The 2,047-nt window shown below is 64.2% G+C and carries 2 protein-coding genes; one reads left to right on the forward strand and one right to left on the reverse strand.

Translation table 11 applies throughout. The features are described from left to right. The first annotated feature begins 95 nt into the window (after window positions 1-95). Window positions 96-947 (forward strand): integrase core domain-containing protein, encoded by an 852-nt coding sequence (locus ID132_RS15395; protein WP_164509711.1) that lies wholly within the window; start codon window positions 96-98, stop codon window positions 945-947. A gap of 622 nt (window positions 948-1,569) precedes the next feature. Here ID132_RS15395 and ID132_RS12185 read toward each other — a convergent pair. Further along, a partial coding sequence (locus ID132_RS12185) for a TatD family hydrolase (RefSeq protein ID WP_193128751.1) occupies window positions 1,570-2,047 on the reverse strand: 478 nt, incomplete at its 5' end.

The following is a 2,047-nucleotide window of genomic DNA, read 5'->3' on the forward strand; positions in this document are numbered from 1 at the left end:
ATCAACGAGATCTACCAAGCCGAGTGCGTACACACGGAATTCTTCCGCGACGGCCAGCACAAGACGATCGCCATCATCGACTTCGCTACCCTGACTTGGTCGACTTGTACAACGCCCGCAGACTCCACGCTAGCCTCGGGACGGTCAGCCCCGACGCGTTCGAGCCTGCCTACTCAGCCGCGCTCAGGAGAGCGCCGCTCCCCCGCATAGCAGCGGCGCAGATCTCGGGACGGTTCGTCCTCAACTGGCTCGACGACCACGACCGATACCTGCTCTCCTGCACCGTCCACACCCCAGTCACCGGCGACGACGTCGTCACCAGCTTCCTCGCGAACATCGAACGCCACGGCCCACCCGCGTCCACCCTCACCGACAACGGCCGCGTCTACACCACCCACCACGGCGGCGGCCGCAACGCCTTCGAATACGTCCTCGCGCTCCTGAGTATCCGACAGAAAAACGGCGCCCCGAACCACCCACAAACCCAGGGCAAAGTCGATCGATTCCACCAAACCCTGAAACAGTGGCTCACGGCCCGGCCCCGCGCCCGCACCACCCACGAACTCCAAACCCAGCTGACCACGTTTCGCGAGCATTACAACGAACGCCGACCCCACCGATCCCTCACCGGGCACACCCCGGCCCAGGCCTTCGCCGCGACCCCGAAAGCGGTCCCCAGCGATCACACCGACACCGCGCACTACCGACTGCGCTACGACCGCGTCAGCGACGGCAAGATCAGCTTCCGCCGCGCCGGCCGCATGCACCACCTCGGCATCGGCACCGCGAACAACGGCAAACGCGTCCTCGCGATCGCCGACGACACCACCGTCACCGTCACCCACCTCACCACCGGCGAAGTGCTCTCCACCCACGACATCGACCCCGACCGCGGCTACTGGAGAAACAAACAACGAGAGCCTGGCCGATGGCCAGGCTCTCGTTGAGTGACATATCTCGTGACTCATCTGGGACATATGTCCCGACTCATCACAATGGTGGACCTAGCGGGAGGCTTGTCGAAACTTGCCCCGCCGCTGGCCCGCTTGAGTTTGATGCATCGCGCGATCCGTCTTCGTGCGCGGCATGGTGTCCGTCGCGAGGAGTCTCACGTCCGACAGCAGGCAAGGGTCAGCGGTGAGGTGCTCCTTTCGGCAGAGGCTCAATACGCGGCCGGTGAGACGCTGCGCACGATAGCCACGGAAGTCGGCGTGAGTCGGCAGCGGCTAGCGTCACTGTTGCGCGAGCGAGGTGTGCGTCTTCGTCGCACCGCTCCCTCGAATGCGGAGGTTCAGGAAATGGTTCGGCGGTATGCCGACGGCGAGTCTCTCGAACGCGTGGGCGCACGCGTCGGTTTTTCGGCCGGCACTGTTCGAAACCATCTGATCGCTGCGGGGGTACTGCTCCGCGATCCACAAGGGCGTGAGCGATGAACCCTCCCTCGACCCTGCTCATGGCTGTGCGCCTTCGCCAGCGAAGTTGCCGGCGTGCTCAGAGCGGGGGTCTCCGAACTTGCGGACCCTATTTCTGGCTTTCAGGGTTGCGGGACGCTCGGCGTGGTGCCGCCTACTATAGGTACAAGAGCGTGTCCGCGACAGGTTCGGGTAGGCGCTCGATGGCACCGGAGCGCTCGCTGAGCGTGCGCAGGTTCCACCAGGTCGCTGCGCGAACCTCTTGTGGGCTTGTACCCCAGGCCTGACTCAGCAGCAGCTCGATGCGTCCTGTGTCGGCTGGTCTGCGGGAACGCACCTTGCGTGCGGGAAAGTCGGTCTCGCACAGAACCCGGTCCCGCGGAAGTCGTCGGATCTGATCTTCGGACATTGCAGCGTTGACCGAAAAGTATGCATCGACGTCGATCGCCCGCTTGACATCGGTGTCATCTCCGTTGAACCAGTGCAGGATCGCTCCGCGCGTCTTGGCATCGGTGAGGTACTGGACGACCTCGGTTGTCGCTCCGGAGCTGTGAATGGAGACCAGCACGGGCTCGCTGCGCACGATGGTCAGTACGTCTTGGAAGATGGAGCACTGGGCCGCCCCCGTTGTTAGG

Source organism: Gulosibacter sediminis (genome assembly GCF_014904065.1).
GTDB classification, from domain to species: Bacteria; Actinomycetota; Actinomycetes; order Actinomycetales; family Microbacteriaceae; genus Gulosibacter; species Gulosibacter sediminis.